We start from the raw sequence: 24,556 nt of genomic DNA on the forward strand, positions 1-24,556 counted from the left end.
AGCAACAACCCCACAGCCAGGACAGCGCGCGGAGACATCAGTGCGCGTCCGCCCAGGTCCTCCCCGCCCCCACTTCCACCTTGAGGGGCACCTTGAGCTGCATCACGGCGTTCATGCACTTGCGCGCCAACTCCTTCACCTTCTCCACCTCGTCCTCCGGCGCCTCGAAGAGCAATTCGTCGTGCACCTGCAGCAGCATCTGCGTGCGCAGGCCCTGCTTCTGCAGCTCCGCGTCCACCGCCAGCATCGCCTTCTTGATGAGGTCCGCCGCCGTGCCTTGAATCGGCATGTTGATGGCGGCGCGCTCGGCCGCCTGCACCACCTGGCGGTTCTTCGCGCGCAGGTCCGCCATGGGCCGGCGCCGCCCGAAGAGCGTCTCCACGTAGCCCCTCTCGCGCGCCACCCTCACCGTCTCCTCCAGGTAGCGTTTGATGCCGGCGTAGCGGGTGAAGTAGCGCTCGATGATGTCGCGCGCCTCCTCGTCGGGAATGTTGAGGCGCGTGGACAGGCCGTAGGAGCTCAGGCCGTAGGCGATGCCGAAGTTGACCGTCTTCGCCACGCGGCGCTGATCCCTCGTCACCTGGTCCTGCGCCACACCGAAGATCTCCGCCGCCGTGCGGCTGTGGATGTCCTCGTCCCGGGCGAACGCGTCGATGAGCACCGGGTCCTCGGCGATGTGCGCCAGCAGCCGCAGCTCGATCTGGCTGTAGTCAGCGGAGACGAGCTGATTCCCCTCCTCGGCGATGAAGGCGCGGCGGATCTCCATCCCCAGCTCGGTGCGGATGGGGATGTTCTGCAGGTTGGGATCCGACGAGGACAACCGTCCGGTGGCGGTGGCCGCCTGATGGAAGGTGGTGTGGATGCGCCCGTTCCTCGCCAGCTCCGGCAGCGTGTCCAGGTAGGTGCTCTTGAGCTTGGAGAGCGAGCGGTACTCGATGATGGCACGCGGCAGCGGATGCACCTCGGCCAGCTTCTCCAGCACCTCCTGGTCCGTGGAGGGGCCCGTCTTCCCGCGCTTGAGCACGGGCAGCTCCAGCTTCTTGTAGAGCACCTCGGCCAGCTGCGGGTTGGAGCCCACGTTGAACTCGGTGCCCGCGAGCGTATGGATCTCCTTCACCTTCGCCTCGCAGTCGGCGCCCACCTTGTCGGAGATCTGCCGGAGGACCTTCACGTCCACCTTCACGCCGCGCGACTCCATGCGCGCGAGCAGGGGCACCAGCGGCAGCTCCAGCTCCCGCGCGAGCTTCGCCAGGCCCAGCGGCTCCAGCTCCTCCCACAGCCCGGGGGCCAGTTGCCGTGCCGCCTCCGCCCGGAGCGCGTACGCCAGCGCCACCTCCTCGGGGGTGTGCTCCTTCAGCGCGCGGGCCTTACGGCCACTCGTGGTGGGCAGCTCGGGCAGGTCCACCTGGAGCCGCTCGCGGGCGAGGAACTCCACGCTGTGATCTCGCCGCGACGCATCCAGCAGGTAGCTGAGCAGCTCGACATCGTCCTCCCCTCCCCTCAGCTGGATGCCCTCGCGGTTGAGCAGCAGCCAGAGGGCCTTGAGGTCATGCCCGCCCTTCTTCACCGCCGCGTCCTCCAGCACGCCCTGGAGGGCCGCCTTGAAGTCCGCGGGCCGCACCTGCTCCACCCCGAGCCCCTCGTGCGCCAGCGGCACGTAGCGCGTGCTGCCGTCCTTCAGCGCCACCCCCAGGCCCACCAGCGGCGCGGCGAAGGGCAGGCCCTCGTACGCGGGCACCAGCGTCACCGCGCCCGCCTCGCGTACCGCGGCCGCCAGCGCCTGGAGCGCCTCCTTCGTGGTGATGATCTCCGTCTTCACCGGCAGCTTCGCGGCCGCCCTCGGCGCCGCCCCGGCGCTCTCCCCGGTGGCCTCGCCGCCCGTGGCCGCCTTCGCCGGCAGCTCCCGCAGCAGCGCGGAGAACTCCAGCTCGGTGAAGAGCTGGCGCAGTTGCTCGTCATGCGGCGGCTGGCGCTTCAGGTCCTCGATGGACACGTCCAGCTGCAGGTCCGTGCGGAACGTCACCAGGTCGCGCGCGCGCAGCAGGCTTTCGCGGTTCGCCGCGATGGCCTCGCGCATCTTCGGCTTCTTCACCTCGGAGAGCCGCTCGAGCATCGCGTCCACGGAGCCGAACTGGGTCAGCAGCTCCACCGCCGACTTCGGGCCGATGCCCGGCACCTTGGGGACGTTGTCCACCGCGTCGCCGATGAGCGCCAGGTAGTCGCGCATCTGCCTGGGTTCGATGCCCAGCCGCTCCTTCACCTCGGCGGGGTCCGTGTAGCGCTCGTTCTGCGGATCGTACAGGTGCACGTCCTTGTCGACGATCTGTACGAAGTCCTTATCGCCGGTGACCACCAGGACGCAGAAGCCCTCGGCCGTGGCGCGCCGGGCCAGGGTGCCGATGACGTCATCCGCCTCCCAACCGGCCACCTCCAGCACGGGCAGGTGCAGGGCCTCCACCACCTGGCGGATGTAGGGGAACTGCTGGGACAGGTCCTCCGGCGTCTCCTTCCGGTTGGCCTTGTAGTTGGGGTCTATCTTCTGACGCTCGGTGCGGCTCTCCTTGTCGAAGGCGAGCGCCACGTGGGTGGGGTTCAGCTCCTTGAGCGCCTTGAGCACCTGACGGGTGAAGCCCAGGGTGGCGTTGGTGGGCACACCCTTGCGGTTCGTCAGGGGGGGAATCGCGTGATAGGCGCGGAAGATGAAGCTGGAGGCGTCGATCAGGACGAGGCGGGGTGCGCCGCCGCTCGGAGGGCTGGGAACCATAGGTCCCCGGCCATAGTCGAGCCCCCCGCCCCCTGTCCATGCCGGGGACGCCCTCCCGGAGCACCCGTCAACGCTCCGGGGGCGTCCGGGGACTCAGCAGCCATTCTCCTTCTTCGTGGCCACCACCTTCTCCTCGAGCCCGTCACCCGGCACGGCGAGGTCCAGCACGGCATCCAGGTCCTCGCACGTCCCGGCCGCCTTGAGGGCCTTCAGGCCGCGGGTGGAGCAACGGCCCACCTGCGAGTTCAGGTCCGTGTTGCCCGCGTAGAAGCGGAAGCCCAGCTTCCAGATGCGGCAGGCGCGGCGCTGATCCCCGCGGTCATCCCAGTACTTGCCCCGGGCGATGGCCTTGGCGGCCATGTCCTGCTGGATGTTGCGCTTGTAGAAGGACGGCCGCGTATCGGCCTGATCGGCCATCAGCCGCTTGTCCACGTCCAGCGCCTCCAGCAGCGGCTCGGCGGCCTTCTCCACGTCCTCGTTCTGCAGGTGGCCCTGGCCGATCTTGAAGAGCTGATCCACGTTGCTCACGTCTGTGAGCAGCTTGTCCGCCTCGTTGTGGTACTGGGCCAGCTCGTAGTTGGAGCGCAGCTTCTGCAGGGTGACGAACGCCTCGTTCCCGCGCCCGGCCCAGTAGTCCATCATCGCGGCGATCATGAACTTGTTGGGGAAGCGCTGCTTGAAGGCGTTCTCCACCAGCTTCTTGGGATCCGGCGCGGCCTCGTCCTCGAAGAAGATGTCCGACACGGGGCAGTGCCAGGGCGCGGCGTTGGGCTCCACCCGGTGCCGGGCGTTGAGGAAGTCCAGGAAGAGCTTGTCCTTGGGACGCCACTCGGTGCGGCCCAGGCGCTTCTTCTTGTCCAGCACCAGGGTGAAGCCGATGGGGGGCTCCAGCTCCTCGCGGGACATCTTCTGGCAGGCGAAGCCCATGTAGCGCCCGCACTGCTGCACCGCGGGAACCCATTGGCCGTCGCGCAGGTAGCGCTTGCAGTCGTCCTCGGCGCGCTTCACCACCTGGGCCACCGCCTCCTGCACCTTGGGCTTGGCGCGGCGGAAGTAGGCGCTCTCCTTGGGGATCTTCTTGAAGAGATCCAGCGCCTCCTCCTCCTTGAGCCGCCCGAGCGCCTTCTGCCCCTGGACGAAGAAGTCGGCGGACTCCTTCTCCAGCTTGATGCGGCGCATCAGCGTGTTGGCTTCGGCGTTGATCGGATCGACGTCCAGCGCCTTCGAACAGGCCGCCTCGGCCTTCGTCCAGTCCGGCTCGTTGCCCAGCTCCATGGAGGAGTAGGAGCGGCACTGGCTGAGCGACTCCTGCACCAGCTCGGCGGGGCTCGGGGGCGGAGGGCCCTTCTTGGCGGGCGCATTGCCCGCGGCCGTGCCACCCCCCATGGTGCTCTTGACGACGCCCGCCACCAGCAACATGCCCACCACGCTGGCGGCCACCACCAGCAGCCGCTTGCGCGAGGCCGGCGCACCACCCGCCGCGGGCGCCTCGGCCGCCTGCGCGCCGTCAGCGCCCGTGCCACGCCGCGAGGGCACGTCGCGCCCGCGCCGCACGGGCAGGTTGGCTCCAGCGGGGCCCTCGACCTCCACCTCCACCATGCCGAAGGTGATGATGTCCCCGGGCTGCAGCACCACCGGCTCCGTGCCCATGGGCTCGCCGTTGACGAGCGTGCCGTTGGCGCTGCCCAGGTCGCGCAGCACCGCGCCCTGGGGCGTCTGCTCCACCTCGGCGTGCTTGCGGCTCACCGAGTCGTCTTCCAGGACCACCGTGGCGGGTGCCTGACGGCCCACCACCAGCTTGCCCTGTACGGGGTAGCGCTTGTTGGCCCAGGGACCGGTGAGGCCCTTGAGCACCAAGCCTCCGCTCCCCGCCCCTGCTGGCGCGCCGCCCGGAGCGCCGGGACGAGGACGCTTCGCCAGGGCCGAGGGGCCACCGGCGCCCGGCGCGGGCCGCTTGACGGCGGGCATGGCGCGCGTGGCCGAGCGCGGCAGCGGGGCGTCGCCCGCGGCGGCCGGCTCCGCGCCCTCGTCCGAGGGCTTGACCTGCTTGCGCACGCCGGTGGAGCGCGGGGCCGCGGGCGCCTTGAGCCTCAGCTCGTAGTCACCCAGCAGCACCGTGGACTTGGGCGTGAGCACCGTCATGCCGGTGATGCGCTGGCCGTCCACGAAGGTGCCGTTGGCGCTACCCACGTCCTCCACCATCACCTTGCCGCCCTCCACGTAGAAACGGGAGTGGCGGCGCGACACACCGCCGCCCTCGGCAAGGACCAGATCATTCTGGCCTTCCTGGCGGCCGATCTTCAGCTCACCGGAAAGCTCGTGCTCAGTCTCGCTACCGTCGGGGTGACGGACGACCAGGGTAGGCATGACGGCGTCAGTCCTCGCGGAAGATGCTCATGTTGACGGGGATGCCCTTGCGCTGCAGGTCATCGTAGAACTTCGGCACGAAGCCGCTGGCCACGTAGCGCCCGCGCACCTTCCCGTCTTCCGTGAAGCCTTCCTGCTTGTAATAGAAGATGTCCTGGAGGGTGACGATGTCCACCTCCATGCCGGCGATCTCGGTGATGAAGCAGATCTTCCGCGTCCCGTCCGAGAAGCGCGTCTGCTGCACGATGATGTGAACGGCGCTGGCGATCTGCTCGCGGATGGCCTTCACCGGCAGCTCCATGCCGCTCATCAGCACCATCGTCTCCAGCCGGGCGATGGCGTCGCGCGGCGTGTTGGCGTGCAGCGTGGTGAGCGAGCCGTCGTGGCCCGTGTTCATCGCCTGGAGCATGTCCAGCGTCTCGCCCGCGCGGCACTCTCCCACGACGATGCGGTCCGGCCGCATGCGCAGGCAGTTCTTCACCAGATCGCGGATGGTGATGGCGCCCTTGCCTTCCAGGTTGGGCGGGCGGCTCTCCAGCTGCACCCAGTGATCCTGCGGCAGCTGCAGCTCGGCGGCGTCCTCCACCGTGACGATGCGCTCGTCCTCGGGGATGAAGGAGCTGATGATGTTGAGCGTCGTCGTCTTGCCCGAGCCCGTGCCGCCCGAGATGACGATGTTCTTGCGCGCCTTGACGCACATCTCCAGGAACTCGGCCATCTGCGCCGTGACGGTCTTGAACTTGACGAGATCCTGGATCTTCAGCGAGTCCTTCTTGAACTTGCGGATGGTGATGCAGGGGCCCTTGAGCGCCAGCGGCGGGATGATGGCGTTGACGCGGCTGCCGTCCTTGAGGCGCGCGTCCACCAGCGGGCTGGACTCGTCGATGCGCCGGCCAATCGGAGCCACGATGCGTTCGATCACGCCGAGCACCGCCTGGTTCGAGCTGAACGTCTTCTCGGACAGGACGAGCTTGCCCTTGCGCTCGATGTAGATCTGGTTGGCGTGGTTCACCATGATCTCGCTGATCTCATCCGACGCGAGGAACGCCTCGAGGGGCCCCAGGCCCAGCGCCTCGTTGATGACGTCGGTGAGCAGCTCCTCCCGGTCCACCTCGGACGGGAGCTCACCATCCGCCTCCATCTGGTCGATGATGTCGCGGATGGCCTTCTCGGTGCGGCGCCACAGCTCGTCGTCGCCGAGCCGGTCCATGTCCATGCGGCGCAGATCGAGGTACTCGATGAGGCGGTCGTGGATCTCCTTCTGGAGCCGGGTATAGGCCTCCAGCCGGGGGTCCACGCGCTTCTTGTTCTTCGCCAGCGCCGAGGCCAGCGAGGCCGGCATGCGCGCATTGGCGGCGGGGGCCTGGGGCGGCGGAGGCTCCTCGTACGGCTCCTCCTCGTAGGCGCCCTGCCCGTCGCCGCCGTCGTCGTAGCCCTGCTCTTCCTCGTAGTACTCCCCTTCGGGAGCCGCGGTGCGCGTCATGGAGCCCTGCTCCTCCAGGGGCTCCACGTTGATGATGTAATCACCGATGAAGATCTGATCGGCTGGCTTCACCACCTGCGGCCCGGCGATCTTCTTGCCGTTCACGAAGGTGCCGTTCGTGGACTTCATGTCCACGACGATGAGCTTGCCGTCCTTGGCAACGATCTTCGAGTGGTACTTGGAGACGTTGCCCTTACCGAGGACGATGTCGTTACCAGCGAGGCGGCCGATGGTGATCTCGTTCTTTTCGAACTCGATCTGCTCGGTACCACCGCCCTTTTCCTCGAGCGTGACGAGAAACATGGCGCGGATGCTACCAAGGCACGCACGTCCCCTCAAAGAGGAGGCGACGCATGAGGCCCTGAAAGCACCGAGGCCGGCGCCCATCCCCTGGGGGACGAGGCCGGCCTCGAGCAGCCGAGCAGCCGTGGGGGGCGCTCAGTCGAAGATGTTGAAGTTGACCTCGGAGCGCGCCTGCTTGTAGCGGCTCTTCACGTCCTCGATGATCGTCCGGATCTTGTCCGAGTCCGGGTTGACGATACGGGGCGTGACGAAGATGACCAGCTCGCGCTTGGTGGAGTCGAAGGCGCGGCTCTTGAACAGCTCGCCGAGGATGGGGATGTGGCCCAGGCCCGGCAGCTTGGAGACGGCCTTCTGCTCGTCGTGGCTGAAGACGCCGGACAGGACGATCGTCTCGCCGTGGCGCACGGTGACGTTCGTCTTCACCTTGCGGCTGCGGAAGCCGGGGATGGCGGCGGAGCCACCGAAGGACACGGCCACCGAGGTGTCGATCTCGCTCGCCTCGGCCTCGATCTCCGTCTGGATGTTGCCGTTGCGGTCCGCGGTGGGGCGCAGGTTGAGGATGACGCCGTAGGGCTTGTACTCCACCGTGAACTGGTTCTGGGTGATGAGGGGGATGGGCACCTCGCCGCCCGCGAGGAACTCGGCCTTCTCACCGCTGGCGCACACCAGCTTGGGCTGCGCGAGCAACCGGCCGTAGCCGTCGTTGCCCTGGAAGCCCACGGAGAAGTCCGCGCCGCCGACGATGGACATCAGGCCGCGGCCCGAGCCGAACGTGCCGGGGAAGAGGTCCTGCGTGATGGAGGCCGTGGCGGACACGCTGCCGGTGATGTCGGTGGGGTACTTGATGCCGTAGCGGTCCTTCGAGTTGCGGCGGATTTCGACGAACTGCACCTCGGAGAGGATCATCCGCTTGATGCCGACGACGAGCAGGTTCTCCACCTTCTCGCCCACCGCCTTGACGATGAGCTCGGACTTCTGGAGGTCCTGCTGGCTCTCCACCGAGCCCTCCAGGAAGATGGTGGAGCCCACCACGTTGACCTGCACGTTGCGCAGGCCGGCCTTCTGGAAGGCGGCGGTGAGGTTCTGCGCCACCAGCTTCTTGGCGTTGGGCGCCACCTTCACGAAGCTCTTCACGTTCGGGTAGAGCGACACCACCTGATCGATGCGCTCGGCGTCACCCGCCGTGTACGCCTGCCCTTCCAGGTAGATGCGGTCACCCACCATGCGCACGGACACGCCCTCGATCTCCCCGAGCAGCTTCTTGAGCTCGGAGATGACCTCGTTGGGGTCCTGCTTGCGCACGGTGACCAGGTAGCTCACGCGCTGGCCGGAACTCTTCCAGACGAGCAGCGTCGTCTTGCCCTCGGCCTGACCCTGCAGGAGGATCTGGTTGTTGCCGATGACCTTCACCTCGGCGACGTTCGGGTCACCCAGCGCGATGCGGGTGGTGCCGGGCACGGTGATCACCTTCTGGGTGCCCACGCCGAGGTTGATGGTGCTGCTCTCCTGGGCGCGAGCGGTGCCCGCGGCGAACAGGGCCAGCAGGGTGCCGAGCGCGGCCACCTGCGTGAAGCGTCCAAGCATCGTGAGAGTCCCTTCGCGTCGCATCCGAACTACCCCAGTCTGTCGTGCTGCCAATACATGGCCCAGAAAGTTCCCAGTGCGATCGCCACGCCGTACGGGATGTGGCGCCCTGGCGCGCTGGCCGCGCTCTCGTCCATCAGCCGGACCCGGACCGCCCACCGCCGCACCATCTGGCCCAGCGTCTCCCAGACGGCGCCATGCCACAGCAGCGTCACCACCGCCTGCAGCGCACCCGCCAGGGAGATGAAGGCCGCCGCCGCCATCACCGTGGGAAAGCCCAGCACCGCCCCTACCCCCGCCATCAACTTCACGTCCCCCCACCCCATCTTCCCGCCCCTCGCCGCCGGTACCAGCAGCAGCGCCAACCCCACCGCCGACACCACCCCGCTCACCAGCCCCGTCTCCAGGTCGCCCACGCCCTCGGCCCACAGGCGCACGCCCAGGCCCACCGCCATCAGGGGATAGGTGACGACGTCCAGGATCCGGCGGCTCAGCACGTCCGTGGCCACCGAGATCACCAGCGCCACTCCCAGGACGGTCCAGAGCGCGATGTGAGAGGGAGTCATGTCCAATCCGCCCCTCAATCCAGAAAGAGGCGGATTTGGGAACTAAATCAGGGAGGGCCGCTCTCCGTCAATTGGTCAACAGCCCCGCCCCTGACACGCGAGCAGGCACTCAGGCGTAGGTGAGCCGCACCCGCTCGCTGCAGATGAAGTACTCGTCGCCGTCCTCGACCTTGCGGCGCTTGATCCGCTGCTTGTTGAACCAGGTGCCGTTGGAGGAGCCCAGGTCCTCGATGAAGAAGTCGTCGCCCTCGCGGACGATGACGGCGTGCTCGCGGCTGACCTTGCCGGAGTTGATCATCAGATCGCAGTGCTTGCCGCGGCCGATGACGAACCGTTCCTTGGTGATGGTCTGCGGCTCGGCGTTGTCGATGGAGAGGATGAGGGCGGCGCCGCCCGGCTCGTCCATGGGCTCGTCGTCCATGGGCTCGTCCTGATCCATGGGCTCGTCCTGGTCCATGGGCTCGTCTTCCGGAGCCATGTCCATGCCAGAGTCGTCCTGCTCGTCGGGGAGCGGCTCCTCGTCGAGCTCCTCGCGGGGCTCGTTGCTCTTGCCCTTGATGAGGCGCTCGAGCTCGGCGGCGGTCTCCAGGACGCGCTCGGCGACCTCGCGGCGGGCGGGGTCGTTGTCCAGCGTGTTGGAGGGAGGCTCGGCGGCGGCGGCGGCGCGCGAGGGCCGGGAGGGGGCCGGGGCGGGCAGCGGGGTGTCATCGCGGGGAGGCGCCGCCTTGGCGGACGCGCCCCCGTTGACGGGCTGCAGCACGGGCGGAGCGGACTTGCTGGCGGAGGGGGCCGCGCGCGGGGCGGGCGCCTCGGAGCGGTCCGTCCGCGCCACCTCGATGAAGCCGTTGAGGCGGGCGAACATGAACAGCGCCTGGTTGATGAGCGCGTCGCGATCCGAGCCCATCTGCTGGGCCATGTCTTCGTACGTCTCCCACAAATGGTCGGCGATGCCGACCTTGCGGGCGGGGCGGGAGTTCTGATCGATCATCTGTCTGGACTCGCTAATCCTGGAGCCCTGGACTCTAGCAGAGCCGCCCAGGGACGCGAAATCTCACAGGAAGGGGAGGAGGCCGAAGCTGTTGGCCACGCCCGCGGTGAGGTTCGTCTGGTCTACCTGAAGGATGCCGTTGGCCGAGGGATAGGCGATGTAGGCGTAGTCGATCGCCGTGTCCCCCGCCCCCACGGTGGCCTGCACCACGGGCCCCGGCAGCCGGAAGAAGAAGAGGTCCCCGGCCAGCTGCACCGAGATGAGGTAGGGGTAGAAGTGGGCATCCGTCGTCACCACGTAGCGGTCGCCCCGGATGAGCTCGTTAGCCAGGTTCACGCCTCCGAGGACGCGGATGCGCGCCAACGTGCCCTCGGTCTCCCCCGCGTAGCCCGGCGGGTGGAAGAAGTAGGACGCGGTGCTCGAGAACTCGTCGCCGGCGCCCAGGCGCGCGAGGTAGTCCTCGCTGCCGCTGGAGAGCACCATCGGCTTGGGGCCACCGGCCCGGACCTGGAAGTACGGGTAGCCGGCGCAGGCGGCCGGGAGCGCGCCCGAGGGCACCAGGGTGGCCAGGGTGGCGGGCGCGACGGGCGGCTGCACGTCGAGCACCGTCACGTCCGTGGCGCACGCCTGCCCGCCCGTCTCCGCCGACAACAGGGTGATGCTGTCCCCCGGCTGCGGCACCGGCCCCTTTCCGGCCCGAGGCACGTAGGGGACCTTGAAGGCGTTCGTCCCCTTTTCGCGCGCCACGGCGACCATCCCGGGCAGCAGGCCCTGGTACGTGAGCACGTACGTCTGGTCACGGGTGACGCCGAACTTCCCCTCGAACGCGACGTACTCCCTGCCCGACAGGGCCACGCCCTGGGCATTGGTGAGCGTGATGGTGGAGGTGGCCGTGTTCGGCGTCTGCCCGGTAGCCCAGACGGCGTCCACGTTGAGGTGGAGCATGTTCACGGCGTCGAAGAAGAGGATCGCCCCGTTGGACAGCGGCACGATGCCCAGCAGCGGCAGGGTGAGGCTGCGCCGCCGGGTCGTGGTCACGGTGGCGTCCGGGTTGAGCCGATCCGCGGGCTCGCCGGACTGAATCGTGAGGTTCCGCTGGGAGGCCACCGACAGGCCGGTGGGCAGGCCGGAGCCCGCGCTCAGGGGCAGCATGTCATTGAGCTCGCGATTGATGTTGCCCAGCGCGTCCCTGCCCGAGGCGTCCTTGGCCACCCGGCCCGTCCTCGTGTCCACGGCCAGCACGCCCGTGCACTGCGCCGGAACGCCGCAGTTGGACGGGTCGAGGATGCCGTAGACGTACCTGCCCGCCTCCACGTCCTCGGTGTCCGTCCTGCGCGTGTCCGCGGAGATCTGCCGCACCTCTTCGTAACTCACCCGCCCATGGGTGGCGAGCTGGAGCACCTGGGCGCCGAAGTTCAGCGGCTGCGCGCTCCCGCCCACCGGACGCAGGTCCACCTTGTACACGGTACCCGTCGCGCCACGCGTGGCCACGGCGAGCACGCCGGGGTGGGACGGCACGTCCGCGGGCTCGGGCATCACGAGGAGCGAGTTCACGGCCAGGTTGGTCAGCGGCAGCACCGTCAGCTCCGCCGCCTCGACCTTGCTCCTGGCCTCCTCCGGCTGTCCCTGCTCCGCGATGAGCACATCCCGGGCCGGCAGCACCGCCGACCACAGCCGGGCCCCGGTGGTCTCCTGGGTGGAGAAGAAGAGCGTGGTCGAGCCGCCCTGCACCTCGGGAGCCCTGGCCGCGAAGGCCGTCACCGGACCCACCGAGGCCCCGCCCGTCAACCGGGTGGTCTCCAGCCGCCGGACCTCGCGCAGTACGTCGCGCTCGGCGGACACCACGGAGATCTGCGTCGAGCCGCTGCTGCGCGCGAACACCAGGCGGCCAGTCTGCTCGTTCCCGCTCGCGTCGTAGCGCACGTCGCGCGTGAGCGCCTGGGGCCGGGGCAGCACCGGGATGGCGAGCGGCTGCAGCGGGTTGGGGGCACGGATGAACCCCCGCGCCTCCTCGCTCGCCTCGAGCGAGAGCACGCGCAGCTCGTTGTTGTCCGTCGAGGTGACGAACAGCAGATCCGGCCCCGCCTCGTCACCCTCCTTCGGATACGACACCAGGGCCACGTCGTACGTGCCCGCCAGCCCGGCCGTCTGGCGGAACTCCTCTTCCTCGGTGCAGGCGGACAGCAGCGCCCCGGCCACCACCATCAACGACACGATCAAGCGCTTCACAGCTGCTCCTCCTGGCACTGAGCCGACTCGCCCACGTCCTGCCGGACTCCCAGATGCGCCACCAACCGGGCCAGCTGCGGGCTGCCGAGATCCGGGATGTCGATCACCGAGATGCGCCCGTCACCGAAGTTGCTGGCGAAGATGCGCGCCCCGGTGCCCTGCTGCTGCACGGCGAGCCCGAACGGCTGGGGCGACTGCGTACCGCTGCGCTCGCCCACCGACACCTGCGCGACCACCTGGCCCACGTCCGGGTCGTAGATGGCCACCACCCCGGCGTCACTGCAGGACACCACCACCAGCTCGCTCCGGGTCTCCCCGCGAGACACCAGCGCCACCTGGGTGGGACCGTCCGGCAGGGGCACCGCGCCCACCACGCTGAGCACGGGCAGGTCCGACTCCTTCTCGATGCCCTGCGCGTTGACGATCAGCAGCGTGTCCGGCGAGCGCACGGCCACGTACAGGCGCCGGGGCGCCGAGGGCGCCACGGTGGACCGCGGAGTCAGCGCGAGCCCCCGCGCTTCCGAGGCCGCGAAGCCCAGGTCCAGCCCGGGCTCGATGAGCTGGTTGCCCCCCAGGTTGTACTTGTCCAGCACGCGAACCAGGGTCCGCCGGGCCAGCGACGTGTCCGAGATGCCGGTGTTGAGCCGGCCCGTCACGAAGACGTAGCGCTCATCGGCGACCACCGAGTTGGTGCCGCCGATGGGGAAGTCGGGAAGGGTCACGGGGTGGAAGTCCCCGGTCGAGATGCCAGGGGCCGCCACGGGCAGGTCCACCACGTACGACTCGAAGTTCGTCCCCGAACGCTCGGGCGAGTCCGCCGGGTTCAGGTGCGTCACCCACAGCCGGGGCCCGGACTTGTCCGGTTGGTCGGGGTCGGTCGGCGGCGGGATGCCGATGGGATCGAAGAAGGCGCCGAAGGGTGCGTCCGCGCGCGGCTGCCCGCCCTGCTGCCCCGAGAACCCCGTGGTGACCGACAGCGCGCCGTCGACGCAGCTCTCGCTCCCGGCGTTGCCCACGCAGGACAGGCGCGTCGGCGCATCGATGTCCACGTAGTGGACGAAGTTGCCGTCCGCGCGGGCGGGGATGAAGAGCCTGGGAGCAGCGTCCGTGCGCTCCCAGAGGGCCATCTCCCCCGCGAAGCTCTGGATGTAGCGGCGCGACTCCGTGGCGACGTTGAGCTGGCCAAGCTCCACGGGTGCGGCGGTGGGGTTCGTGTAGGCGCCGAGGGGCTGCAGGGCCTCGTTGCTGGAGCCCGCCACCCGGTCCAGGTCGACCGCCATCAGGGTGCCCAGATCGAAGCACCGGTCGAAGTTGGCGCTCGTGACGTAGAGGACGCCGTTGGTGGAGCCGGGGACCGCACGGTGCACGATGCCGCTCGGATAGATGAAGCGATCCGAGGGCGGCAGCCGTTCATCGGTTTGGGTGCACGCGGCGGAGAGGAGCGCGAGACTGCTGAGGAGAAGGGGGCGCATGGAAGGGGGGCGGAGTGTAGAAACCACCCCAACTCCGGGCAACTACAAAGGTCCCCGGCTATTCCCTACCTGCCATACGCCCCCCGGCGGAGGTTGGCTACCCTCCAGGCGGGATCACGCCTCGGATTGGATCTTCGAGAAGTCGGCCACCTGATTGAAGAGGGTGCCGATCTCCACGAGGAGCCGGATGCGGTTCTCGCGCAGGTCCTTGTCCTCGGCCATCACCATGACCTTGTCGAAGAAGGTGTCCACGGTGGGCTTGAGGCTGGTGATCTCCTTGAGGGCGCCGGAGAAATCATCGGCCTTGACCTGGTCGGTGACGCGGGAGCGCGCCTGGACGTAGGCCGAGTGGAGCTGACGCTCGGCGTCGTCGGCGAGGCGGTTGGAGTCCACCCCCCCGCGCGAGACGTCCTTGCCCTGCTTCTCGACGATGTTGACCACGCGCTTGAAGGCGGCCGCCAGGGGCGCGAAGTCCGCCTGGCCCACGATGCTGGCGAGCGCCTGCAGCCGCTTGTGGGCGGCCACCAGGTCGTCGTAGCCGGCGGACAGCACGGCCTCCACCACGTCGGTGCGGTACTGCTCCGTCCACAGCGCCTTGAGGCGGCCGCGGAAGAACTCGAGCACCTGCTCGCGAGGCGCGGGCTCCCCGGCCTTGCGCTTGACGTTGGCGATCTTCGGCCCGAGCTGCTCCAGCGCCGCGTCCACCGCCTGGGACAGCGAGAAGCGGTAGCCCCGGCCCAGGACGATGCGGATGACGGACAGGCAGGCGCGCCGCAGGGCGAAGGGGTCCGCCGCGCCGCTGGGGCCCTTGCCGATGGCGAAGATGCCGCACAGCGTGTCCAGCCGGTCCGCCAGGCCGATGAGGGCCCCGGGGTCCTGCGTGGGCAGCGAGTCCTCGGCGGTGCGAGGCAGGTAGTGCTCGAAGATGGCCAGGGCCACGGCCTCCGGCTCGCCACCGGCGCGCGCGTACTCGCGGCCCATGACGCCCTGGAGCTCGGGGAACTCGCCTACCATGCCAGTGACGAGGTCCGCCTTGGCCAGGGTGGCGGCGCGCTCGATGGTGGACGTCAGGCCCCCATGGCCCGTCCACCCGGCGAGCTTCACTGCCAGCGAGCGGAAGCGCTCCACCTTCTCGGCGTAGCTGCCGAGCTGGCCCTGCCACACCACGCGCCCGAGCTTCTCCGTGCGCGTCTCGAGCGGCGTCTTGCGATCCTCGTCGAAGAAGAAGCGCCCGTCCGCCAGCCGCGAGCGCAGCACGCGCTGGTAGCCGCGCAGCGAGAGGTTCACGTCGCGCACCGGCGTGTTGGACACGGCGATGAAGCGCGGCAGCAGCTTGCCGTTGCCGTCCAGCACGGAGAAGTAGCGCTGGTGGCTCTTCATCTCCTGCACCAGCACCTCGGGGGGCAGCTCCAGGTGCCGCTCCTCGAAGGAGCCCACCACCGGGTTGGGCAGCTCCACGAGGTTGGTCACCTGATCCACCAGGGACTCGTCCTCCATCAGCTTGCCGCCGGCCTGCTGGGCCGCCGCGCGCACCTTCTCCACCAACTGAGCGCGCCGCTTGGAGATGTCCGGCACCACGTTGGCCTTCTCCAGGGCCGCCTCGTAGTCCGAGGGCTTGGAGATCTCGATGGGCGCGGGCGACAGGAAGCGGTGGCCGTACGTGGTGCGGCCGCTCTTCACGTCACCGAGCACCACGGGCAGCACCTCGCCCCCCAGCAGGGCAATCACCCACTGCACGGGCCGCGCGAAGGCCTGGTCCACGTCGCCCCAGCGCATCGTCTTGCGGAAGTTGATGCCGTGCACCGCCGTGTGGAGCACATCCTTGAGGATGTCCGCCGCCGGGCGGCCCTTCTCCTCCACCTTGGCGCCCAGGTACTCGCCCTTGGGCGTCTGCACGCGCAGCAGCGCGTCCACGGAGAGCTTCTGGCTCTCGGCGAACTTCTCGGCCGCCTTGGTGGGCTTGCCGTCCTTGTCGAAGGCCGCCTTCACGCTCGGGCCGAGCACCTCGCGGGTGATGTCCTCGCCCCGCTCCGTCACGTCCTTCACCCACACCGCCAGCCGCCGCGGCGTGCCGTAGGTGCGCACCTCGCCATGCTTCAGCCGGGCCTCGGCCGCGCGCTCGGTGATGATGCGCTTGAGGTCCTCGAGCGCTGGGACGATGAACGACGCGGGGATCTCCTCGGCGCCGATCTCCAGCAGCAGATCACTTGCCACGGGCCACCTCCGCCTCGGCGGGCTTGTTGAAGGTCACCGTCTTCCAGTACTCGCTGGCGGCCTTGCCCTCGAGCACCGGCGGCTGCTCCCCCACCGTCCAGGGCGTCTTGAGCAGCGGGAAGCCGAGCTTCTCGCGCATCTTCAAGTAGCCCTCGGCGCACAGGCGCGCGTTGTCGCGCACGCGCTTGATGAAGTTGGCGCGCTCCGTCACCGAGATGGCCCCACGCGCGTCCAGCAGGTTGAAGGCGTGCGAGCACTTGAGTGCGTAGTCATACGCGGGCAGCGGCACCTCGCGCTCGATGAGGCGCTTGCACTCCTTCTCGTAGGCGTCGAACAGGCTGAACAGCATCTGCGAGTCCGACTCCTGGAAGGCGTACCGGCTCATCTCCACTTCGTTGGCGTGGAAGATCTCGCGGTACTTGACGCCCTTGACCCACTCGATGTCGTAGATGTTCTCCACGTTCTGCAGGTACATGGCGATGCGCTCGAGGCCGTACGTCAGCTCCGCCGCGACGGGCCGGCACTCGAAACCACCGCACTGCTGGAAGTAGGTGAACTGGGTGACCTCCATGCCGTCACACCAGACCTCCCAGCCCAGCCCCCAGGCGCCCAGGGTCGGCGACTCCCAGTCGTCCTCGACGAAGCGGATGTCGTGCTCGAGCGGATCGATGCCGAACGCGCGGATGGAGTCCAGGTAGAGCTGCTGGACGTTCTTGGGCGCGGGCTTGAGGATGACCTGGAACTGGTGGTGCTGGAACAGGCGGTTGGGGTTCTCGCCGAACCGGCCGTCGGCGGGACGCCGCGAGGGCTGCACGTAGGCCACGTTCCAGGGCTCGGGGCCCAGGGCGCGGAGGAAGGTGGCCGGGTGCATGGTGCCCGCACCCACTTCGAGATCATAGGGCTGGGTGATGATGCACCCTTGCTTCGCCCAATGATTCTGGAGCGTGAGGATGAGATCCTGGAAGTACATGGCGCCGCGGACCCTAGTGACGGGGTCCAGGAGCGTCAAGGACAGCCGTGACGCTCAGTGCGCTTCCCACGCCGGGAGATCGGAGATGCGCACCGTCATGTCCGTCACCTGACCTGGCTTGATGGGGACGGAGAGCATCTTGTTGACCCCATCGGGGTCCACCACCAGCAGCCGGTAGGTGTCCACGGGCAGCGGCACCTTGCGCAGCGGCGTGGTGCCGAGCTGATTGTCACCATCGAACACAGCGGCGCGAGGGATGGTGCGCAGCGTGAGCCAGCCGAGCTCCGCCTTCGCCGCGCCCCGGGCGGTGCGCGTGTCGATGATCTCGGGCTCGCCGTCGGCGGGAGGCTCGGTGGCGGCCGTCTTCACCGGGGCGGCGGGCTTCGGCTCCGGCTCGGCGGCGGCCGTCTTCACCGGGGCGGCGGTGGCTGGCTTCCGGGTCCGCTTGGGCTCGGCCTTGGCGGGCTCTGGCGTGGGCGCTGGGGCTGCCTGGGCCACCACCTCCGGCTCCTCCGCCACGGGCTGCGGCGTGGGCTCCGGAGTCTGGGTCCCCTCCCCTGCCAGTTGCTCCGCGGACGGGGGCGTCTGGGGCAGGGACAACGGCTCCGCCGGAGGCGGCCCGCGAGGCCCCTCCTCCCCCTTCAGATGCTCGAGCGCGGTGGCGACCAGGGGCGTCAGCCGGGCCCGCGTCGGTGGGTGGTAGAAGGCGGCGCCCACGGCCCCGAGCAGGAGCAGGAGGAAGAGCCACGTCCCCCAGGGCTTTCGCTGCTTCTCCAGCTCCGCCTGGGCGGCCGGGGAAAGCTGGGCACGCGGCGGCCCCGAGGGCACCGTCACCTCGCGCTCCTCGGTCCCCGCGGTCTCGTCCTCGTCCGGGATGCTGGTGGGCCGGAAGCCCCCAGGGGCGCGGCGGACCGGCTGCGTCTTCTCGAGCGGATCCTCCTCCTCCTCGGTGTCCTCCGGCGCGACGGCCATGGGGCGGGAGTACCCTCCCCGGACCGGTGTCCGCGCGGGAGCGGGCCGGCGCGGAGCGGGAGCAGGCGTCTTCGCAGGGGGGGCCGCCACGGGGACCACCTGTGCCGAGGGCGGCTTCACGGCACGCGGTGAACTCGCCGGGGCCGGAGCGGCGGGCCGACGCATCCGCTCCGTGGGGTCCTCCTTGTCGGGAGCACCGAGCGGCACCGGCACCGCGGGCCTCCCGGCGCTCGTGTCCCGCTCGGGGCCGTTGGCGCTCTCCAGCAGCGCACGCGTCTTCTGCAGCTTGTCCTCGAAGAGCTGGCGCATGACGGCGGCCAGTTGCTCCTCGTGGAAGAGCTCGGGCCCGCATGCGGCCTCGATGGCGCGGGCCATCTCCCGGCCCGAGGCGAAGCGCCGCTCCGGCTCGCGGGCCAGCGCGCGCATCACCACCTGGGAGAGCGCCTCGGGCACGCGCGGGTTGAGGCTCGAGGGCGAGGGCACCGCCGCATCGGCGATCTTCAGCATCACCTCGCCCTCGTGAGCGCCGGAGAACAGCCGGCGTCCGCACAGCAGCTCGTGCAGGATGATGCCGGCGCAGAAGAGATCGCTGCGGCCGTCGAGCTGCTCGGAGCCCTGCACCTGCTCGGGGGACATGTAGCCGGTGGTGCCCTTCACCATGCCCACCTGGGTGCGGCCGAGCCGGCCCTTCGCCTTGGCGATGCCGAAGTCGATCACCTTCACGTGGCCGTCGAAGGTGACCATCACGTTCTTGGGCGACACGTCCCGGTGCACGACCGGCCGGGGCTTGCCCGAGGAGTCGGTGAAGTGGTGCGCGTAGTGGAGCCCGAGACACGCATCGCGCACGGCCCGGGCCGCGAAGCCCAGGGGCAGCGGGCGCTGCTGCTTGAGGGAGGCCTGGAGGATCTGCTCGAGGTTCTGCCCGGCGATGAACTCCATGGCCAGGTAGAGCTCTTCGTCCTCCTCGCCGAGATCGAAGACCTGGCCGATGTTGGCGTGCGCGAGGGCGGCGGTGATGCGCGCCTCGTCCAGGAACATGCGGACGAAGTGCTCGTTCTTCTGGATGTCGGGGAGGATCTGCTTCAGCGCGACGAACTTGCGGAAGCCACCGGGCCCGGCGGTGAAGGCGAGGAACAGCTCGGCCATCCCACCGACGGACAGACGGGTGACGATCTCGTACTTGCCGATGCGACGTCCGCGATCGAAGTCGAGACCCGCGTTTCCTGGGTCCCCTGGATTGGCCATTGGCGACGCATTCTAGCGAGCGGGCCGGACCGGGTCGACAACGTGGCTCAGGCCGGGTCTCGTAGCCAGGGAGGCAACACGCTGGCCACCGCGTCCCGGCCGGGCAGGCCCGTCACGGCCCCGAGGTGCTCCACCACCCGGGAGCCCACGGCGCAGCCGAAGGTGGCCAGGGCTTCCAGGTCCTCGCGCGAAGCCCTGGCCAGCGCCGAGGCATCCGCGTAGCGCCGCGAGAGCCCGTGGAGGAAGGCGGCGGTGAAGCCATCCCCTGCCCCGGTGGTGTCCACCACGCGGACCCGCGGAGCTGGAATCCGCACCACCTCGCCCCGCCAGAGGAAGACGGCGCCGGCCTCGCCCTGCGTCACCACGGGCAGCGTCACGCCCAGCCCCGAGAGATGGCGCAGTGCGTCCTCGGGCTCCGTCCGGCCCGTGGCGAAGGCCACCTCCTCTTCCGAGAGCTTCACCACCGAGCACCGAGGCAGCAGGAGCCGCAGTTGCTCGCGCAGCACCTCCAGGTCCTCCCAGGCGTGGAGCCGGAGGTTCGGGTCACAGCTCACGATGCGCCCCGCCGCGCAGGCGATCTCCACGGTGCGCAGCATGGCGGCCCGAGCCCCGGGCAGCTTCAGCGAGTTCGTCCCGAAGTGCACCACGCGGGCGCGCTCGAGGAAGGCCGGGTCCACGTCGCGCTCGCTCAGGAGGAACTCGGCCGAGCTCGTGCGGAAATAGGTGAAGCTGCGCTCGCCGCGCGCATCGATGGAGATGAAGACGAGCCCCGTCTTCGCCTCGGCGGTCTGGCGCACGTGGCTGACGTCCACGCCCTCGGCGGCGAGGCGCTCGCGCAGGAAGTGGCCGAACTCGTCCTCACCCACCACGCCCACGTAGGCCGAGCGGCCGCCCAGCCGCGCCACGCCCACGGAGACATTGGCCAGGGAGCCGCCGATGCTCGGCTTCCACGCCGTCACATCGCGCACCCGCTGGGCGGACTCCGCGGGGAGGAAGTCCACCAGACTCTCCCCGACACACACCACGTCCATCAGGCGCCTCCTGGGAGCGGCCCGTCAGTCCAGCCCCACCTGGGCCATGAAGTCCACGCTCTTGAGGCGGCGGCCCAGGTGATGGGAGATGAAGACGTTGAGCACCCCACGCGCCCGGGCGCGGAGCTCCGGCGGCAGCGGAGTGCGCTGGCCCTCCTGCAGGGCCCGGAGCCCGGACAGCAGCTCGGCGGGGACGGCCACCGCGTCACGTGCCCGGAAGCCGCAGGGCTCGCACACCGCGCCGCCATGGGCCTGATCGAAGCGCGGCCGCTCGCCCGGCGGGCCGCCACACAGCGCGCACGAGTCGAAGCGCGGCATCAACCCGGCCTGGGCCAGGGCCGACAGCTCGAAGGCCAGCAGCGAGGTGGGCCCGGCCTCCTTCGCGTCCAGCTTGCGGAGGTACTCCTCCAGCTGCTCGAAGAGCTCCAGGTGCGGCTCGTGGTCGCGCGTCAGCTCGCGGCACAGCTCCACGGCGTAGAGGGCGCGGGCGATGAGGGCCAGGTCCTCGCGGGCCCCGTAGTAGCCGGCGAGGATGTCGGCCGAGTCCAGGCGCACGGTGGAGCCGCGCGTCTCCACCAGTTGCACGCTCAGCCGCATGTAGGGCTCCAGCGCGCCGGCGAAGCGCCGCTTGCTCTTGCGGGCCCCCGCGGCGAAGGCCGTCAGCTTGCCGTGCTCGCGGGTGAGGAGGGTGACCAGCCGGTCGGACTCTCCGTAGTCCACCGTGGAGAGGACCAGCGCCTCATCGACGAAACGCTCCATAAGTCCCCTTCAACGCACGAGGGGGTTGGGTGCCTTCCCGGTCATCACCAGGGCGACGTACCCCCCCACGCCCAGGGCCACCAGCAGCAACACCCCGAGCGCCCACCAGGCCCGCCGCCGCCGCTCGCGCTCGAGCACCACGGGGCTCGGCTCCGGCGTGGCCTTGTCCACCTCCTCGTAGCGGAGGATGGCTTCCTCCGGCGCGAGGCCGATGACGGTCGCGTAGGCGCGGATGTAGTTGACGACGAAGACGCGCGAGGGCAGCCGCTCCATCTGGCCCTCCTCGAGGGCGGCGATGAGGCTCGGGGAGATCTTCGTCACCTGCGACACCTCGTCGCGGGACAGGCCGCGCAGCTCGCGCTGCTGGGACAGGTATTTGCCGAATTCGACGTGGTCCACGGCGGTGGGACTCGACTCTCTCTGGTTACAGGGCCTCGAGGAGCCGGTGGCAGTCGTCCTTGAGGACCTGGCTCTTGGCCTTGGCCTCGCAGGCGGTGAAGCTCTGCCGCGCCTCCTCCAGCTTCCCCTGCCTCACCTGGCAGGCGCCCTCGCGCAGGTAGGCATCGGCTACGTCCGGGCAGGCCTCACGATAACGGCCGAAGTAGCGGCATGCGTCGGAAACGTTGCCCGTCTCGTCATAAATGACACCCAGGTTCTTGTAGCCCATGCAGAAGCCGGGGTTGGTCGTCACCGAGGCCTTGATGTTCTGCAGCGCGCGCTCCGTCTCGCCCTTCTTGTAGAGGGCCCAGCCCAGGTTGCCCTGGGCGATGAAGGGCGTGGGGTAGAGCATGTCGTTGAGGGACGCCTCGTACAGCTTGATGGCCTCGTCGTAGCGCGCCTGGGACAGGTACACGTTGGCCAGGTTCGTCTTGGCCTCTGAGAAACCCGGGCGGTACTCCAGCGCCAGCTTGTAGTGCCGGATGGCCTCCTCGGGCCGGTTGAAGGCGATGTGCAGGAGGATGGCCATGGCGTTGTGGGCCTCCGGGTACTCCGGATCCAGCGCCAGCGACTTCTCCATCTCCTTGTAGGCCTCCTGCACGTTGCCGGCGGCCTGGGCCTGGAGGCCGATCTCGTAGCGGAGCTCTGCGCCGCGGCGCTCCTGCTCGGTGGGGACGTGCTTGCAGCCCACGAGGGCGAGCGCGAGGAGCCAGGCGGAGTGGAGGCGGCGGTGCATGGGGATGGGTCTTCTCGTCACGGCGGGTAAGGGGTTCAGAAGGAGGCCAGCAGGCGGCCGAGGTTCGTCGAGGCGGTGCGCTTCTCGTCGGCGCGGCTCTTGGCGGCGCCGGGCACCAGCTTCGGGTCCTTGTAGAAGACGGGCAGCGTCTTGAGCAGCTCGTCCTGGCCCGGGGGAGGCAGGGCCCGGAAGTGCGCGTCGTCCATCATGAAGCCCATGGACTCCACGAAGGCGAGCGCCTCGGCCTCGTCCTGCTGGTAGTCGTCCTGGCTCGCGGCGCGGCGGCCGGGCACGTACACGGCGCAGTCCTGGGCCTCGGACAGGTACAGGTAGATGAAGACGGCGAAGCCGCCCGAGCCGCGCAGGCCCAGCACGAAGGCCTGCGCCGGCCCCGCCGGCTTGCCGGGGATGGCCAGGTGCGGCGAGTTGATGGACTGGTACAGCGCCAGGACCTGCTCGCGGCTGGCGGGCAGGCCTCGGAACCGCTCGTCGATGGAGAACACGTTCGGCGCTACCCCCGCGCTACCGCGTGGTGAGGGTGAACTCCTCGGACTGGTCATCCGTCTCCGCCGCGGTGCGCTGGAAGCGGATGAGCGGGTTGTCGATCATCACATTGCCGCCGCCCTCGTTGCCCTCGCCGATGATGACCTTGAACACGTGCTGGGGAGATTCGCTCCGCCGCGAGCCGCCCGCCACTTTGTGGGCCATCATCAGCACGGTGTTCTTCCCCGGCTGCAGCTCGCGGGTGATCTCCGCGATGACTTGGCCCTCGCCGTTGCGCAGCTTCCGCACCCAGCGGGAGTTGACGTACAGGTCGATGTCGTACTCCGCCATACCCACCGAGGACTGCTCCGTGACGAGCCAGTAACGCCGGGTGATGCGCGCCGGGGCGGTGTCCACCGGGGCCGGGGCGGGAGCCGGGGCCGCCACGGCCGGGACGGGCGCCGGGGCCGCGGGAGCCGGAGCAGCCATCGGGGCGGGAGCCTGGGTCGCCACGGCCGGGACGGGCGCCGGGGCCGTCGCGGGGGCGTTCACCAGCTTGACGGCGTAGGCGGGGGCGTCGATGTGGACGTTGCCCTTGTCGTCGATGCGGACGGAGGCGACCTTCTCGAACTTCTGGTTCGTCACGCCATCGATCTTGACGCCGTTGAGGAACACCGAGCCGGCGAGGGCCGAGACGGGCAGCAGCAGGGCCGAGAGGACGAGGGCGGGGATGGAGCGGCGCGGCATGATGAGGACTCCTCCGGGGTCAGAGCGATAGCGCACCCGCCCGGGGCGGACAAGCGCGCGTCATCCGAGACCGGGGCAGCCGCCGGGAAATTCAGCGGCCTGCCTGCTCAGGGAGCCTTCTCTTCGGGGCTCTTCTCCAGGGACTCTCGCTGGGCGAGCGCCCAGTCTCCACCGAGCCCCTCCCCTTCCCGGAACCGCTTGAAATCACGGCGCACGAGCCGGGGGTAGCGGCGGAAGACGTCCAACTCCCCCGCCTTCTTGGCCTGCCAGATGCGGGTGGGGCCGGCGTTGTAGGCCATGAGGGCCAGGTCCAGGTCCCCGAAGCGGTCGTTGAGCTCGCGCAGGTAGCGGATGCCCAGGCGCACACCCAGGGCCGGATCCGAGGCCACCTCCTCGCGAGACAGCCGCAGCCCCTGCTTCTCCGCGAGGAAGTGCAGCGTGCTGGGTTTGATCTGCATCAACCCCCGCGCGCCCTTCTCGGAGACGGCCTCCTCGGTGAAGTCCGACTCCACGTCGATGATGGCGAGGATCAGCAGCGGGTCATACGCGGACCGGCCGGCCTCCTCGGCGATGGCGTGGACGATCTGCCGGCGCAGGGTAAGACCCAGGTCCGGGGCCCGCTTGGCCAGCACCGCGTCGATGAGGGCCGCGTCGGGGGGAGTCACCTCGAAGCGCGAGGGCTCGGCCACGAGGGGCACCTCGGCCGGGGCGAACAGGGGCACCGCCCGGGCGGACAGCACCAGGGCCGCCGCGGCCACCAGGGGCAGCTTTCCACACCCGGAGCCGAGCGCGTGCAACCAGCGGAACAGCCCCTCCCCACGCCGCCCTCTTGGAGCGGAGGGGATCGCCGTCACTTGCGCTGCCCCAGAGCGTCGATGCGCTCGGCCAATCGGATCAGCCGTGCCTCGAGGTCCTGGATTTCCTCCCTGCGGGGAATCTTCACGGTGAGCAGGGCGCGCTTCACCCCCTCCTCCACGTTGTGCTCGAGGTCCTTGCGATGACCCGTCAGGCGCTCCGTCAGCAGACGGCCCTGGCGGATCATCTCCTCCTGGCTCCACCCGGCCAGCTCGGCCACGCGCTGCACACAGCGGGCGGCCTCGTCTTCAGCGGTGGACACGGCCAGCAAGGCCTGGCCCCACACCCGCTCGAACGTCTCCGCCAGCGGATGCTTCTGCGGGGTCTCCAGCTTGTCCATGCAACGCTCT

General features: G+C 69.6%; 19 protein-coding genes. All 19 read right to left on the reverse strand.

The genetic code is table 11. The annotated features are described in order from the left end of the window. Positions 1-37: 37 nt before the first annotated feature. Entirely contained in the window at positions 38-2,764 is a 2,727-nt protein-coding gene (polA, locus tag NR798_RS29380) for a DNA polymerase I (protein WP_375765822.1), read from the reverse strand. 93 nt (positions 2,765-2,857) lie between these two features. Then, positions 2,858-5,131 (reverse strand): FHA domain-containing protein, encoded by a 2,274-nt coding sequence (locus NR798_RS29385; protein WP_375765823.1) that lies wholly within the window; start codon positions 5,129-5,131, stop codon positions 2,858-2,860. Between the two features lie 7 nt (positions 5,132-5,138). Continuing rightward, positions 5,139-6,917 (reverse strand): ATPase, T2SS/T4P/T4SS family, encoded by a 1,779-nt coding sequence (locus NR798_RS29390; protein WP_375765824.1) that lies wholly within the window; start codon positions 6,915-6,917, stop codon positions 5,139-5,141. A gap of 135 nt (positions 6,918-7,052) precedes the next feature. Next, a complete protein-coding gene (locus NR798_RS29395) occupies positions 7,053-8,501 on the reverse strand; it encodes a type II and III secretion system protein family protein (RefSeq protein ID WP_375765825.1) in 1,449 nt (482 codons plus the stop codon). Positions 8,502-8,530: 29 nt separating this feature from the next. Then, positions 8,531-9,067, reverse strand: coding sequence for a prepilin peptidase (locus NR798_RS29400; protein ID WP_375765826.1), 537 nt, complete (start codon positions 9,065-9,067; stop codon positions 8,531-8,533). 109 nt (positions 9,068-9,176) lie between these two features. Next, positions 9,177-10,055: an FHA domain-containing protein gene (locus NR798_RS29405; RefSeq protein ID WP_375765827.1), complete on the reverse strand. Its 879-nt coding sequence runs from the start codon at positions 10,053-10,055 to the stop codon at positions 9,177-9,179. A 63-nt stretch (positions 10,056-10,118) separates the two neighbouring features. Then, positions 10,119-12,284, reverse strand: coding sequence for a hypothetical protein (locus NR798_RS29410; RefSeq protein WP_375765828.1), 2,166 nt, complete (start codon positions 12,282-12,284; stop codon positions 10,119-10,121). After that, positions 12,281-13,756, reverse strand: coding sequence for a YncE family protein (locus tag NR798_RS29415; protein WP_375765829.1), 1,476 nt, complete (start codon positions 13,754-13,756; stop codon positions 12,281-12,283). The genes NR798_RS29410 and NR798_RS29415 overlap by 4 nt, the downstream gene beginning before the upstream one ends. 114 nt (positions 13,757-13,870) lie before the next feature. Next, positions 13,871-15,970, reverse strand: a complete 2,100-nt coding sequence (gene glyS / locus NR798_RS29420; protein WP_375765830.1) for a glycine--tRNA ligase subunit beta — start codon at positions 15,968-15,970, stop codon at positions 13,871-13,873. Beyond that, positions 15,960-16,940: a glycine--tRNA ligase subunit alpha gene (glyQ, locus tag NR798_RS29425; protein ID WP_375765831.1), complete on the reverse strand. Its 981-nt coding sequence runs from the start codon at positions 16,938-16,940 to the stop codon at positions 15,960-15,962. The genes glyS and glyQ overlap by 11 nt, the downstream gene beginning before the upstream one ends. Before the next feature lie 54 nt (positions 16,941-16,994). After that, on the reverse strand, positions 16,995-19,157 hold the full coding sequence (locus tag NR798_RS29430; RefSeq protein ID WP_375765832.1) for a protein kinase: 2,163 nt from the start codon (positions 19,155-19,157) through the stop codon (positions 16,995-16,997). 47 nt (positions 19,158-19,204) lie between these two features. Continuing rightward, entirely contained in the window at positions 19,205-20,188 is a 984-nt protein-coding gene (locus NR798_RS29435; RefSeq protein ID WP_375765833.1) for a carbohydrate kinase family protein, read from the reverse strand. Positions 20,189-20,212: 24 nt separating this feature from the next. Then, on the reverse strand, positions 20,213-20,947 hold the full coding sequence (recO, locus tag NR798_RS29440) for a DNA repair protein RecO (protein WP_375765834.1): 735 nt from the start codon (positions 20,945-20,947) through the stop codon (positions 20,213-20,215). Between the two features lie 9 nt (positions 20,948-20,956). Further along, positions 20,957-21,346 carry a helix-turn-helix domain-containing protein gene (locus tag NR798_RS29445; RefSeq protein ID WP_375765835.1) on the reverse strand — a complete coding sequence of 130 codons (390 nt, stop codon included), beginning with the start codon at positions 21,344-21,346 and terminating at the stop codon, positions 20,957-20,959. 25 nt (positions 21,347-21,371) lie between these two features. Continuing rightward, complete coding sequence (gene tgl, locus NR798_RS29450) at positions 21,372-22,121, reverse strand: social motility TPR repeat lipoprotein Tgl (RefSeq protein WP_375765836.1); 750 nt, start codon at positions 22,119-22,121, stop codon at positions 21,372-21,374. A gap of 35 nt (positions 22,122-22,156) precedes the next feature. Further along, on the reverse strand, positions 22,157-22,624 hold the full coding sequence (locus NR798_RS29455) for a hypothetical protein (protein WP_047858592.1): 468 nt from the start codon (positions 22,622-22,624) through the stop codon (positions 22,157-22,159). 19 nt (positions 22,625-22,643) lie between these two features. Continuing rightward, complete coding sequence (locus tag NR798_RS29460) at positions 22,644-23,351, reverse strand: hypothetical protein (protein WP_375765837.1); 708 nt, start codon at positions 23,349-23,351, stop codon at positions 22,644-22,646. 107 nt (positions 23,352-23,458) lie between these two features. Continuing rightward, the gene (locus NR798_RS29465; RefSeq protein WP_375765838.1) at positions 23,459-24,148 is read right to left on the reverse strand and encodes a lytic transglycosylase domain-containing protein; all 690 of its coding nucleotides are present in this window, start codon (positions 24,146-24,148) and stop codon (positions 23,459-23,461) included. Between the two features lie 53 nt (positions 24,149-24,201). After that, a complete protein-coding gene (locus NR798_RS29470) occupies positions 24,202-24,546 on the reverse strand; it encodes a hypothetical protein (RefSeq protein WP_375765839.1) in 345 nt (114 codons plus the stop codon). Positions 24,547-24,556: the final 10 nt, after the last annotated feature.

Origin of the sequence: Archangium gephyra (assembly GCF_042230915.1) — a bacterium.
Classification (GTDB): Bacteria; Myxococcota; Myxococcia; order Myxococcales; family Myxococcaceae; genus Archangium; species Archangium gephyra_B.

Excerpts from the sequence above, each read along its gene's own strand:
- NR798_RS29390 (WP_375765824.1), bottom strand. The coding sequence starts at position 6,917 with ATGTTTCTCGTCACGCTCGAGGAAAAGGGCGGTGGTACCGAGCAGATC.
- glyQ (WP_375765831.1), bottom strand. The coding sequence starts at position 16,940 with ATGTACTTCCAGGATCTCATCCTCACGCTCCAGAATCATTGGGCGAAG.
- NR798_RS29405 (WP_375765827.1), bottom strand. The coding sequence starts at position 10,055 with ATGATCGATCAGAACTCCCGCCCCGCCCGCAAGGTCGGCATCGCCGAC.
- tgl (WP_375765836.1), bottom strand. The coding sequence starts at position 22,121 with ATGCACCGCCGCCTCCACTCCGCCTGGCTCCTCGCGCTCGCCCTCGTG.
- NR798_RS29395 (WP_375765825.1), bottom strand. The coding sequence starts at position 8,501 with ATGCTTGGACGCTTCACGCAGGTGGCCGCGCTCGGCACCCTGCTGGCC.
- NR798_RS29400 (WP_375765826.1), bottom strand. The coding sequence starts at position 9,067 with ATGACTCCCTCTCACATCGCGCTCTGGACCGTCCTGGGAGTGGCGCTG.
- NR798_RS29430 (WP_375765832.1), bottom strand. The coding sequence starts at position 19,157 with ATGGCCAATCCAGGGGACCCAGGAAACGCGGGTCTCGACTTCGATCGC.
- NR798_RS29435 (WP_375765833.1), bottom strand. The coding sequence starts at position 20,188 with ATGGACGTGGTGTGTGTCGGGGAGAGTCTGGTGGACTTCCTCCCCGCG.
- recO (WP_375765834.1), bottom strand. The coding sequence starts at position 20,947 with ATGGAGCGTTTCGTCGATGAGGCGCTGGTCCTCTCCACGGTGGACTAC.
- NR798_RS29470 (WP_375765839.1), bottom strand. The coding sequence starts at position 24,546 with ATGGACAAGCTGGAGACCCCGCAGAAGCATCCGCTGGCGGAGACGTTC.
- NR798_RS29460 (WP_375765837.1), bottom strand. The coding sequence starts at position 23,351 with ATGCCGCGCCGCTCCATCCCCGCCCTCGTCCTCTCGGCCCTGCTGCTG.
- polA (WP_375765822.1), bottom strand. The coding sequence starts at position 2,764 with ATGGTTCCCAGCCCTCCGAGCGGCGGCGCACCCCGCCTCGTCCTGATC.
- NR798_RS29415 (WP_375765829.1), bottom strand. The coding sequence starts at position 13,756 with ATGCGCCCCCTTCTCCTCAGCAGTCTCGCGCTCCTCTCCGCCGCGTGC.
- NR798_RS29385 (WP_375765823.1), bottom strand. The coding sequence starts at position 5,131 with ATGCCTACCCTGGTCGTCCGTCACCCCGACGGTAGCGAGACTGAGCAC.